Below are 10,885 nucleotides of genomic sequence, written 5' to 3' on the forward strand. Positions count from 1 at the left end.
TCTTAAATGATGGAGAGCTTATTATTAAATGGGGAAGAAAAATAAAAAATAAGGGAAATGCTGTTTGTGCAAATTAAAAGCACAACAGCTTACCAATTGGTTCTTGGAACAATTCTGAGTATGTTTGTTGACGAATAGCAAGATACAAGCGGCGGTCTGGTTCTAAGCGACTGAGAATATCGTAGTATAAAATATATTGTCCCAGAGCCTTTTCTAAATCGGTTACTGGAGAAGCACCGATAAAGCTTTTAACTTCTACTGCTATTTTATGTCCGCTTTTCTCTGCTGCTATTAGCTTTTGGGCACCTAAATCAATATATAAATCTCTTGCACCCCATCTTAAGATAAATGGATCGTTGGTAATATGCCAACTCTCTTTTTCAAGGGCGTTTCTAATAGAATTGTGGTAAATATCTTTAGCTGGCATAAGTAGAACGGTATGGAAAAAAAACTATGTTAATAAAAATTAAATAGGCTCAAACCCTCTTCCCTCCTGCCTCCTACCTCATCCCAACTATAAATATTCACGCCGACCTACTTACAAGATTAGTAATTAACTTTAAACTAACGCTTTCAGTAACGCCTGAAGTTTCAGCTGCACCTCTGCAAACTCCTTGTCAGGATCGGAGCCAGCGACGATACCAGCACCAGCATACAATCTCGCGCGATCGCCATTAATTAATGCTGAACGAATTCCCACAATAAACTCACAGTTCCCCTGAGAATCTATCCAACCTAAAGGTGCAGCATATAAACCCCTCTCAAAGCTTTCGTAACGACGAATTTCGGCACAAGCTACATCTTGGGCTGCACCTGCAACGGCTGGTGTAGGATGCAATTGTCCGACAATCTTTAATGGGTGTATGTCAGCGGGAACCATAGCACTGATTGGTGTCCATAAATGCTGGATATTCGATAATTGTCGCAGCCGTGGTGCTAATATTTGCGGTGATAAACCTAACTGGGATAAACGTTGTGTAATGAAATCAAGCACTAGGAAATGTTCATGCTTTTCTTTTTCACTATTTAGTAAACGATTGGCATTAGCTGCATCTTCAGCAGGGGTTTTACCTCGTGGTGCAGAACCAGCTAATGCATCAGTGATTAACTGTTGATTATTAATACTAATTAATCTTTCTGGACTTGCACCAATAAAATTTTGTCCTTTGCCATTACTTGTAGAAAAAATATAACAATTAGGATGATTTTGTCTAAGATTATTTAATGATTTAACTAAGCTAAAGTGGTTGCTTGACATTACATCTAATATATCTGCTAATACAATTTTGCTTAAATGGCTAGACCGAATTTTTTCTAAAGCAGATACTACTGAACGTTTAAATTTGGTAGCATTCGTTACAGATTTTTTATAGAAGTTTCCTCGGAAGTAATCAATATTAGCAGAGTAATATTCTAAAGATTGGATAAATTCAATTTTATTTTGGATATTTTCCAACAATTTTTCAATATTTACATTTGGATTGATAATTATATTTGTTACTAATATGCAACGCTGATTTTTTACGGCTACTTGCCAACATGGAAGAAAAATGGTAGCAGATGGAAATGGATAATCTACTTGGGCGTTTTTATCAAAAAAGCTGAAATAACAAAAAAAGTGAGGCCCAGAAAAAGGTTGGTTTGCGTTACCAAAATTAATTATATTTTTTAGACAAGATTTGATAAAATATTCTGCTTGACTAAAACGGTCTGAGCCATCAATCTGTAATTTTGCTACAGCATCAATTGCTGCGATCGCTTCCCCTTTAGCTCTGTCCTCAAAGTAAAAATTTATTTCATTTGCTTGTGTAAGTTTATCCAATACAAGTAAAGGGTCAACTAAATCAATTTCTTGGGAGATACTGACAATTTGTTTGCAATCATTTTTGACGCACTTTTCTTGCACTGCTACCAAAAATTGATATAAATCTTTGTGTACAAAGAAGTTGCTACGACATGGTAAAACTGTCATGGATTTAACGATAGTAAATTTTTTTTAAGTTAACTTCCTAAAGTGTAATTAATCGTGGTCGTATTTTTACAGGTAACATATTAAGTTGCCATTTCACCAGCGTAGGGTTTGCCTTATTTGTGGTGTTCTCAGACTATGATAAGACAGTTTCATCCTGAGACTGCAACGTGAGGTTGAGTGTTAACAATACAAAGTGAACAAGCCATAGTAGAAGTGATAGTTGTTTGTATATCACCCATATCTAGCGTCTCTTGAAATCATAAAATCTCAAGTGTGAGTAATATTCCGGTAATTTAATTAATCACAACTGATGACTACCAAGCAAATTTTATATCCCAACACTAAGTTATGGATGGCAGCGATTAAACCACCAATGTATAGCGTTGCCATTATGCCCATTTGGGTAGGAACAGCAGTAGCATTTGCCGAAACTAAAATTTTCAATGGTGTAGTATTTTCTACTTTTGTCGCTGCGGCAATCTTAATTCTTGCCTGGGAAAATATCAGTAATGATGTGTTTGATTCTGAAACAGGTATCGATCAAAATAAGCACCATTCTCTGGTGAACTTAACAGGCAATAAGCCATTAATATTTTGGATAGGAAATTTGTGTTTAGGTTTGGGGTTGCTGGGCATACTAGCGATCGCCTTTTGGCAACAAGACCTAACTGTTATCGGTATAATACTGCTGTGCTGCGGTTTAGGCTATACGTACCAAGGGCCTCCCTTTCGCTTAGGATATCAGGGTTTAGGCGAGATTATTTGTTTTTTTGCCTTTGGACCCTTAGCAGTGGAGGCAGCATATTATAGCCAAACCCAAACTTGGTCAATGACAAGTTTAGCAGCCTCAGTGATTGTCGGGATTGCCACAACCTTAATTTTGTTTTGCTCGCACTTTCACCAAGTTAAGGATGACATAGCCGCAGGCAAGCGATCGCCTATCGTTCGTCTCGGAACCCAAAAAGGCGCTCAACTCCTAATTTGGTTTACTGGTAGCATTTATCCGCTCACCTTACTATTTGTGCTATTGGGAATTTCTCCAGCTTGGACGTTATTAAGTTGGGTAAGTTTACCCTTTGCTGTCAAATTATGCCGCCACGTTCAAGAAAATCACAACCACCCCGACAGAGTTAGTAACTGTAAATTCATCGCCGTAGCTGTGCATTTCTGGGCTTGCTTGCTGTTCGGACTGGGATTTATGCTTTAGCAATTACTAATTGATGCGTTATCAATTTAAATTTCGTCCTTATCAGCGAAGATTTTTGCGATCGCTGACTACCAATCATGGTAAATGGGATATTCGTGAAGGTATTATTCTCCGCCTTAACGATGAATCAGGTAAAGTCGGCTGGGGAGAAATTGCCCCCATTAGCTGGTTCGGTTCCGAAACCCTAGAACAAGCCTTAGATTTTTGTCGCCAACTCCCACAAGAAATCACAGACGAGATAATTTTCTCCATCCCAGATGAGTTACCAGCTTGTCAATTTGGTTTTGAGTCAGCCTGGGAGTGGGGAAGTGAATTCTTTTCAATGCCCAATGCCCCATACCCAATGCCCCATGCCCAATCTTTCAGTGGCTTATTACCAGCGGGGAAAGCGGCTTTGAATCAATGGGAAACCCTATGGCAAATGGGATATCGCACGTTTAAGTGGAAAATTGGTGTGGATGCGATCGCTGATGAACTAAAAATTTTTGAGTCACTGATACACACCTTACCAGCCTCTACGAAACTGCGATTAGACGCCAACGGTGGACTCAGCTATGAAGAAGCAAACTTATGGCTGTGGACTTGCGACAATCTCAAGGCAAATGGAAAACTACTCCTAGAAATTGAATTTATCGAACAACCGCTACCCGTTGAGCAATTTCAGCAGATGTTGGAATTGAGTATGAGTTATGAAACTGCGATCGCCTTAGATGAATCTGTCGCCACACTTGGGCAACTTGCTGCTTGTCATCAACAAGGTTGGCGAGGGATTTTTGCGATCAAGCCTGGGATAGTCGGATCGCCATCTCGTCTGAGAAAGTTTTGCCAACAGCATAAAATTGATGCTGTATTTTCATCAGTATTTGAAACTGCGATCGCTAGACTTGCAGCACTTCAACTAGCAGCCGAATTATCTCAAAACAACAGGGCAGTTGGCTTTGGCATCGACCATTTTTTTGAACAAGAAGATACATGGCTTCAAAGTCTATGGAACAACCTTTAGACTATCTTAATAACTTACTTCAGCATGATTGGCTTATCGGTTACAACAGCCATCAATTTCATCAAATAGCTCAAGAATTGTATCTAGAACTAACACAGTTATCAGCGTGCGGAACACCACCAAAAATCATCTTAGCTGAACGCGAACCAGTGCGATTCTTAGCCAGTTTTATTGCCGCTTGTGCAGCTAATTGTCCAGTTTTTCTTTGTAACCCCGACTGGGGAACACAAGAATGGCAACAAGTCTTTGATTTAGTACAGCCAGACATTATTTTGGGAATAGGGAATAGGGAATGGGGAATAGGGAATGGGAATAATTACCAAAGCCCAATTCCCAATGCCCAATGCCCAACGATTATGATTCCTACAGGTGGTTCATCGGGACAGATTAAGTTTGCCATCCACACTTGGGAAACTCTTGCAGCATCTGTACAAGGATTTACAAAATACTTTCAACTAAAGCAAGTCAATTCCTTTTGTGTATTACCACTACATCACGTTAGCGGTTTAATGCAATTTATGCGCTCTTTCACCACCGGAGGTAAACTGGCTATTCAACCATTCAAAGCAGTAGAAACAGGTCAAATATTGAATATTAAAAAATCAGAATTTTTCATATCTTTAGTACCAACACAGTTACAACGCCTCTTGGAAAATCCAGAATTAACTGAATCGCTATCCCAATTTAATACTGTACTTTTGGGAGGTGCGCCAGCATGGAGCGAACTACTAGAAAAAGCCAGATTTCATCATATCCGGTTAGCACCAACCTATGGTATGACAGAAACCGCCTCTCAAATTGCTACCCTCAAACCAGATGATTTTCTGAGCGGTAAAATGAGCAGTGGTCAAATTCTTCCCCATGCAAAAGTAACTATTCGCAATCAGCAAGGCGAGATTTTAAATTCCAATCAAATAGGAAACATCACTATCTATGCTCAATCTCTAGCTCTTGGTTATTATCCGATAACCAGAGAAAATCAAGATAATTTCCAAGTAGATGATTTAGGTTTTTTAGACGAACAAGGTAATTTAAATATTGTCGGACGTAACAGCGATAAAATTATTACAGGTGGAGAAAATATTTACCCAACAGAGATTGAATCAGTTATACAAGCAACTCAAATGGTTGCCGATATTTGTATCATCGGCATCCCAGATAAACAGTGGGGACAAGCATTAACAGCGATTTACATTCCCAAAAAATCAGATACCTCTGCCTTAAAAATCCAAACCTTACTAAAAGACAAACTCAGCAAATTTAAAATCCCTAAATATTGGATTCCCCAGCAAAACTTACCCCGTAACTCCCAAGGTAAAATTAACCGCCAACAGCTACAGCAAATAGCCACAGAATTTCTCCAAAATCCCATCACATAATCTCTCTGGACTTTCTTCTCTCTGCGCCCTCAGCGTCTCTGCGGTTCGTTTCCAACCACTGGATAATCTCATCAGCTAATTCCTGCTTACTTCTACTACTCACATCAATACAAACGTGCCTAGTAATAGCCTTAGCAACTACCATCTCACCCATTGTAATTTCATAAGTAATTTCAAACTTATCAACACCTATTTTTTGGGGAATTAAGCTAATAAACAACTTGTCCCCGACAAATATAGGGCGTAAAAAATCAACACTAGCATGAACAATGGGAAACCCCACAGACGGATTAGTGAAAAAATCTTTGAGATTAATACTTGATGCTTCTAAAGATTCTTCATAAACTTCATGGCAAATACTCAAAACGTTAGCAAAATAAACTACCCCAGCAGCATCAGTATCTTGAAAACGAACCGTGCGGTTATAAGTAAAAGGCATTTTTGACAATTGAATTACAAATTATGTTGACTCTAACGGCGGAACCTCGAAGTCATTAAACGAGGAAACATTGTAAGACGAAGTGGCTATTGCCTTCACCAGCTTACCGTCAAGAGTCAGCAAAGTAGCACCTACCTGCTGTGAAAGTGCAACATAAGAGCCATCGTAGGCGGAAATTCCATAATTTAAGGCGATCGCAACTGCATCCGCCATCAAGTCAGCTGTTGAGACAACACGCAAGGGGAAAGCTTTGAGACTAGCTAAATTCCCTTGAATCAAAGAAACATTGTAACGACCTGCACGAGCATACTTCCACAAAACGTTTGCACACTCAATGTAAAACAGGTCAGGTACAAAGATTTCTGCCTGGGGATAGGTAAGGTGAGCAAATAGTTGATTAACTTTGGCTGTTAGCGGATCGGGAATAAATTGCTTAACCGACACACTCGCATCCACGACACATCTAAGAGGAATTCTCATCTGTCCCGATCTTCTCTAATCATGGCAGTGCTATCAGGCCATTCGATATCAGTTGGTAGTTGTTCACGGCGAAGACGAATTTCCTCTAGAAGTTTTGGGACATTTTTTCGCTTTTCGTCTTCTGCTTGCTCCGCTTCAGTCTTCAAAGCTTGCTCTAACAGAGTTATAACTTGGGCGTTAATGGAACGGTGTTCAGATGCCGCTAACTCTTGCAGTTTTGCATACAAATCATCAGGTAGATTTCTTACATAAAGGGTTGCCATCGCTTTACCTCCAAGCAGGATTTCTCCTTATGCTAGCACGATGCAAGCATAAGAGAGGAGCGATCGCATTTTCTATCTAAATATAAAACGATCAGACTTCCACGTGGCACTAAAGTGAAAGTCTGATCGCAAAGCAGATAAATTTAAATTAAAGTAAGATTGCTATACTGCAATGGTAAAACTTTAAGTTAAGGCTGAATCACTCGAAATTGTCTAGGAAATGATGCTGCCACCACCAACAGCTCCAGTAGTAAACTTATCGGCTAAGATACCAAAAGCCGGATTCGATGTGATTGCAGAAACTGCGACACCAACTATAACACCAGCAACAATACTAGCTCCGGCATTTACTGCAAAATCAGCAGCGTATTCTTTGCAACTTTTTGCCATTTTTAACTCCTTACAAAGGTTTAGTGTGTTTATGCTATTTGTAAATATTATTATCTGCTTAAATTATTATTTCCTCAGTGTAATTACTTCAAACAACTTAAAGATTTTGTGATTTATGTAAAGACTTATTGAAGAATCAAAGTGGTGTTGAATCGGGGTTTTTCATTCAAGTTGCCATACGTCTTATCACAGAAACAACTTTTTTGATCAACTTTGTATAAAGAGTAAATTAATAGAAGGGAGACAGTCAGCCTATGGGTTGGACTGAATAAATTAAAACCTAACATTATTCATTTGCATAACTCAATGTAATTTGCTGCAAACCATGTATAACAGCCAGTACATCAATTTGTTCTGGTTTAATATAATAAATAATTCTATATGAGCCTTCAATAACTTCTCGAATTTGCTCGGTTTCAAACTCTGATACAATTCGACCTGACAAAGGGAAATTAGCAATTTGTTCAGAACGCCTAGTGATACGGTCAACTATCCTAGTCGCATACTGTGGAGAAGTTTGAGCAATATAACTATAAATTGCTGAGAGATTTTCTACTGCTGTTGTTGTCCAGTAAACGTTCACTCTGGTAGTCCAAATTTTTTCCGCACTTCTTGTACAGAAATAACATTACTAGCTTTGCTATCCGCTAGTCCAGCTTCAACAGTTTGCCGAACATAAATTTGGTACATCAAATCATCCCATGTGGAATTTTCTGGCAATTTGTCAATCAATTTGCGGGCTTCTTCTTTAATGTTGAGATTTTTCATCAGTAATTAACCAAATACTGTTTGTGCATCAATTTGGATATATTGTAGATGCAAAACAGGTATGGCTCTTGATAACAAAATTCATTCAACGGAGAGGGGGAGATTCGAACTCCCGGAGGTTTTAGCCTCATCCGATTTCAAGTCGGACGCAATCGACCACTCTGCCACCTCTCCAGTAAATCTGTCAAACTTGTGCATACCCTACTTTCAGACGCTATTCAGGCGCTTTTGTTGGTTAGCACTAAAGCTGACAGATAATACTATATCGTATCATCTACGCAGATTGCACTACTGGATGCGAATGTCTACGACACACTACGCGATCGCTCATACAAAATTTCCTCCTTAGCTACCTGGAAGTCATTGCTCACCCAAACTAGGGAAACTTGCGAAACCATACCTGCCTCTAAGGTGACAATGGAAAAATTACGCAACTTCTCGCCATCATTTTCCACAATCCTGGGGACACTAGCCGCATTTAAATAAATTGTCCCCTCTGGACTTCTAAAGATGGGCTTCCGCTGCACCTTCTTGGTATGGCGTAAATCTCGGTGCATGTGACCAAATGTCACTAGAGGAATGGTTTTACCAGCAGTCAAGGCTTGAGAAATCGCTTCGCCCAAATCTGGATCGCCAAAATCGCCGCCAATTGGGTGCCAGTCTTTGCCACAGGGGTCTTCGGGGCGATCGCCTAACCCACTAGGCCCATTGTGACCCAAAAATATAATCGTCTCGTAAGCAGCGCTTTTGACTGCTTTAAAGATGCGATCGGCAGATTCTTCCAAACTCGTCACACCGTAACGTTCTTTACAGATTTCCGCGAATTTCCACTCTGGACCACCCCAGGTAAAGGGACGACCCCCCACTACAGTTAAATTCCAAGCGGGAAAATCCAGCTTACTGTAACCGATATGGGACGGGCCTAATAAATCGAGCTGTTCTTGTACCCAGTCTTCCTTAGAGCGGTCATAAGGAGCCTTCTTACGTCCCCATTCGGTGGCAGTGTACCAGGCATCGTGGTTGCCCATCACCGCTGCTTTGGGAATATCGAGGGAGGCGATCGCTCTGACCACTTCCACCGATTCATTGCCAAAATCCCCCACAAACAGCGCTAAGTCAACACCCAAATGCTTGAGTGCAATACCATCTTCCACTTCCCATTGGTCGTGAACATCTCCAATTACAGCAATTTTGAGGTTTATCGATTGAGTTTTCTGACTGGTCATGCCACTTTCCTTGCCGTCTATCTCCAGGATATGAAACTCAGACCGATTTGGACACAACCCCAAAATATCAACCGCCCACTATTTTTGGTAAAAACTACTATAATTAATTTTACAGGACATAAATTTGCAATTTAAAGCACCCCTAAACTGTGTTTACCACTGCACTAGCTCAACGAGAAAAAACCCAACTGGGTAAACTACCACTAGATTTGTTTGCCGCCATTGAAAGTCTGAAAAAAGAACTTAACGCAGTTATCCTGGCACATTATTATCAAGAGCCGGATATTCAGGATATTGCCGACTTTATTGGGGATTCATTACAACTGGCAAGAGCCGCCGAAAAAACCAATGCGGATGCGATCGTCTTTGCTGGTGTTCACTTCATGGCAGAAACAGCAAAGATACTTAATCCCGATAAATTAGTACTTTTACCAGATTTGGATGCTGGTTGTTCTTTAGCTGACAGTTGTTTACCAGAGGAGTTTGCAGCTTTTAAAGCAGCGCATCCAGATCATCTAGTGGTATCTTACATCAACTGCTCTGCTGATATCAAGGCGATGAGCGATATTATTTGTACTAGTTCCAACGCTGTGAAAATTGTGCAGCAGATACCGAAGGAACAGCCGATTATTTTTGCCCCAGATCGGAATTTGGGGCGGTATGTCATGGAACAAACTGGACGAGATTTGGTGCTATGGCAAGGTAGCTGTGTTGTCCATGAAACCTTCTCAGAAAAGAAAATTGTCCAGTTAAAAATTGCCTACCCAGAAGCAGAGGCGATCGCACACCCAGAATGTGAAAGTAGTGTATTGCGCCACGCCAGTTTTATTGGCTCCACAGCTGCTTTACTCAAGTATTGTCAAAACAGCCCCACCAAGGAATTTATCGTTGCTACAGAGCCTGGAATCATCCACCAAATGCAAAAACTAGCTCCTGACAAGCATTTTATTCCTGCACCGCCGATAAATAACTGTGCTTGTAACGAATGTCCGTTTATGCGGTTAAACACCCTAGAAAAGCTCTACTGGGCAATGAAAAATCGCACTCCTGAAATTACAATGTCAGAGGATATTCGCCTTGCAGCACTGCGACCAATGCAACGAATGTTGGAGATGAGCGTGTAACTAGTATTTTTTATCCAGATGGTAGAGACGCAGTTTTGTTGCGATCTCTACCTACAAGTTATTTTTCTAACCACTTGCAATTTATAAAAGATAGTGCTAATATTTTAAATCGTGAGACAAATTGGGTCGGTGTCCGAGTGGTTAATGGAGACGGACTGTAAATCCGTTGGCTAGCGCCTACGCTGGTTCAAATCCAGCCCGGCCCACCACTTGCGAAGTTATAAGTTATAATGACTGGGTAAAGAGCAAAGCTCCCAGCATTGTAACTTACAACCAAAAAATCAAAGTTATATTTCGCCCGTGTGGCTCAGTGGTAGAGCACACCCTTGGTAAGGGTGAGGTCACGAGTTCAATCCTCGTCACGGGCTTTTTTTTGAAGTAGTTAAAATACAAAAGGCTAAGAGTTTTAGCCTTTTAAGGAGACTTAGACGTTGAATAAAGTTAGTTCCTTACTTCAAATCCATCTATTTAGTAAGTTGGTAAATAATAGGACCGCTAAAAGAAATAATGGTTTTATATACCAATATAATTGGATTGCTATAAGTAGGTGGTTATAATTAAATATAAGATAGAGAAGGTCTAAAAAACAGGTTCTACGAGATGTCTGCTCCATTGCGAGTTAAATTAACAGATT

Annotated in this window: 13 protein-coding genes and 3 tRNA genes; 6 read left to right on the forward strand and 10 right to left on the reverse strand. The window is 40.1% G+C overall.

From position 1 onward, the window contains the following. Positions 1-73: 73 nt before the first annotated feature. Both V7K41_RS22230 and V7K41_RS22235 read right to left on the reverse strand, forming a co-directional pair. Complete coding sequence (locus tag V7K41_RS22230) at positions 74-427, reverse strand: XisH family protein (protein ID WP_334851688.1); 354 nt, start codon at positions 425-427, stop codon at positions 74-76. Between the two features lie 132 nt (positions 428-559). Continuing rightward, positions 560-1,972, reverse strand: a complete 1,413-nt coding sequence (locus V7K41_RS22235; RefSeq protein WP_334851690.1) for an isochorismate synthase — start codon at positions 1,970-1,972, stop codon at positions 560-562. Between the two features lie 310 nt (positions 1,973-2,282). On the opposite strand from V7K41_RS22235, the gene menA reads away from it, so the two are divergent. The 3 genes from menA to V7K41_RS22250 are packed head-to-tail and all read left to right on the forward strand — an operon-like array spanning position 2,283 to position 5,561. Next, a complete protein-coding gene (gene menA, locus V7K41_RS22240; RefSeq protein ID WP_334851692.1) occupies positions 2,283-3,179 on the forward strand; it encodes a 2-carboxy-1,4-naphthoquinone phytyltransferase in 897 nt (298 codons plus the stop codon). 13 nt (positions 3,180-3,192) lie between these two features. Continuing rightward, complete coding sequence (locus V7K41_RS22245; protein WP_334851694.1) at positions 3,193-4,182, forward strand: o-succinylbenzoate synthase; 990 nt, start codon at positions 3,193-3,195, stop codon at positions 4,180-4,182. Next, positions 4,167-5,561, forward strand: a complete 1,395-nt coding sequence (locus V7K41_RS22250; protein ID WP_334851709.1) for a 2-succinylbenzoate--CoA ligase — start codon at positions 4,167-4,169, stop codon at positions 5,559-5,561. Before V7K41_RS22245 ends, V7K41_RS22250 begins: the two co-directional genes overlap by 16 nt. Here V7K41_RS22250 and V7K41_RS22255 read toward each other — a convergent pair. The 8 genes from V7K41_RS22255 to V7K41_RS22290 all read right to left on the reverse strand — a co-directional run bounded on the left by V7K41_RS22255 (position 5,554) and on the right by V7K41_RS22290 (position 9,127). Continuing rightward, on the reverse strand, positions 5,554-6,000 hold the full coding sequence (locus V7K41_RS22255) for an acyl-CoA thioesterase (protein WP_334851696.1): 447 nt from the start codon (positions 5,998-6,000) through the stop codon (positions 5,554-5,556). The genes V7K41_RS22250 and V7K41_RS22255 overlap by 8 nt on opposite strands. A gap of 21 nt (positions 6,001-6,021) precedes the next feature. Continuing rightward, positions 6,022-6,480 (reverse strand): type II toxin-antitoxin system VapC family toxin, encoded by a 459-nt coding sequence (locus V7K41_RS22260; RefSeq protein WP_334851697.1) that lies wholly within the window; start codon positions 6,478-6,480, stop codon positions 6,022-6,024. Continuing rightward, the gene (locus V7K41_RS22265; protein WP_334851699.1) at positions 6,477-6,743 is read right to left on the reverse strand and encodes a FitA-like ribbon-helix-helix domain-containing protein; all 267 of its coding nucleotides are present in this window, start codon (positions 6,741-6,743) and stop codon (positions 6,477-6,479) included. Before V7K41_RS22265 ends, V7K41_RS22260 begins: the two co-directional genes overlap by 4 nt. 213 nt (positions 6,744-6,956) lie before the next feature. Next, positions 6,957-7,133, reverse strand: a complete 177-nt coding sequence (locus tag V7K41_RS22270) for a hypothetical protein (RefSeq protein ID WP_334851701.1) — start codon at positions 7,131-7,133, stop codon at positions 6,957-6,959. A gap of 286 nt (positions 7,134-7,419) precedes the next feature. Next, positions 7,420-7,716, reverse strand: coding sequence for a type II toxin-antitoxin system RelE/ParE family toxin (locus V7K41_RS22275; RefSeq protein WP_334851703.1), 297 nt, complete (start codon positions 7,714-7,716; stop codon positions 7,420-7,422). Next, positions 7,713-7,901 carry a hypothetical protein gene (locus V7K41_RS22280; protein WP_196523651.1) on the reverse strand — a complete coding sequence of 63 codons (189 nt, stop codon included), beginning with the start codon at positions 7,899-7,901 and terminating at the stop codon, positions 7,713-7,715. The genes V7K41_RS22275 and V7K41_RS22280 overlap by 4 nt, the downstream gene beginning before the upstream one ends. Before the next feature lie 89 nt (positions 7,902-7,990). Beyond that, positions 7,991-8,075, reverse strand: a tRNA-Ser gene (locus V7K41_RS22285). A 131-nt stretch (positions 8,076-8,206) separates the two neighbouring features. Then, complete coding sequence (locus V7K41_RS22290; RefSeq protein WP_334851706.1) at positions 8,207-9,127, reverse strand: TIGR04168 family protein; 921 nt, start codon at positions 9,125-9,127, stop codon at positions 8,207-8,209. 149 nt (positions 9,128-9,276) lie between these two features. Between V7K41_RS22290 and nadA the strand changes: the two genes are divergently transcribed. The 3 genes from nadA to V7K41_RS22305 all read left to right on the forward strand — a co-directional run bounded on the left by nadA (position 9,277) and on the right by V7K41_RS22305 (position 10,619). Beyond that, on the forward strand, positions 9,277-10,251 hold the full coding sequence (nadA, locus tag V7K41_RS22295; protein ID WP_334851708.1) for a quinolinate synthase NadA: 975 nt from the start codon (positions 9,277-9,279) through the stop codon (positions 10,249-10,251). A gap of 123 nt (positions 10,252-10,374) precedes the next feature. Further along, a tRNA-Tyr gene (locus V7K41_RS22300) sits at positions 10,375-10,460 on the forward strand. Positions 10,461-10,547: 87 nt separating this feature from the next. Then, positions 10,548-10,619, forward strand: a tRNA-Thr gene (locus V7K41_RS22305). The last annotated feature ends 266 nt before the right edge of the window (positions 10,620-10,885 follow it).

Origin of the sequence: Nostoc sp. (genome assembly GCF_036917415.1) — a bacterium.
In the GTDB taxonomy this organism is placed as follows: Bacteria; Cyanobacteriota; Cyanobacteriia; order Cyanobacteriales; family Nostocaceae; genus Nostoc.